At 43.2% G+C, this 511-nt stretch carries 2 tRNA genes and 1 rRNA gene; all 3 read left to right on the plus strand.

Annotated features, from left to right (window positions below):
* Positions 1-57, plus strand: a 16S ribosomal RNA gene (locus V5290_RS17615); the annotation flags it as partial.
* Positions 58-166: 109 nt separating this feature from the next.
* Positions 167-243: transfer RNA gene (locus V5290_RS17620), tRNA-Ile, on the plus strand.
* Positions 244-287: 44 nt separating this feature from the next.
* Positions 288-363: transfer RNA gene (locus V5290_RS17625), tRNA-Ala, on the plus strand.
* The last annotated feature ends 148 nt before the right edge of the window (positions 364-511 follow it).

The raw sequence follows: 511 nt of genomic DNA on the forward strand, positions 1-511 counted from the left end.
GGGGTGAAGTCGTAACAAGGTAGCCCTAGGGGAACCTGGGGCTGGATCACCTCCTTACGTAAAGAAACACATCCTTTGTACTTCGGTATATTGGCGCAAGTAATAATGAGTGCCCACACAGATTGTTTGATTAGAAAGTAAAGAGACGTATAGATAGACTCTAGATGGGTCTGTAGCTCAGTTGGTTAGAGCGCACCCCTGATAAGGGTGAGGTCGGCAGTTCGAATCTGCCCAGACCCACCAATTTCTTGTATTGAAATTGGATTTCTATTTATACATACCATGTTGGGGCTATAGCTCAGCTGGGAGAGCGCCTGCCTTGCACGCAGGAGGTCTGCGGTTCGATCCCGCATAGCTCCACCACTTCATTTTAACGAAGTGACCAACATGATAGAAGCCTTAGATAAGTTACATTATTTATCTAAGGCTTTTTTTAACGAAAAAGTCTGCTCTTTAACAATTAGGAAAGCTGATAAATGTTCTTATTTATCGCACAAAAACAATGACACTT

It is taken from the genome of Psychromonas arctica (assembly GCF_036697365.1).
Lineage (GTDB): Bacteria > Pseudomonadota > Gammaproteobacteria > Enterobacterales > Psychromonadaceae > Psychromonas > Psychromonas arctica_A.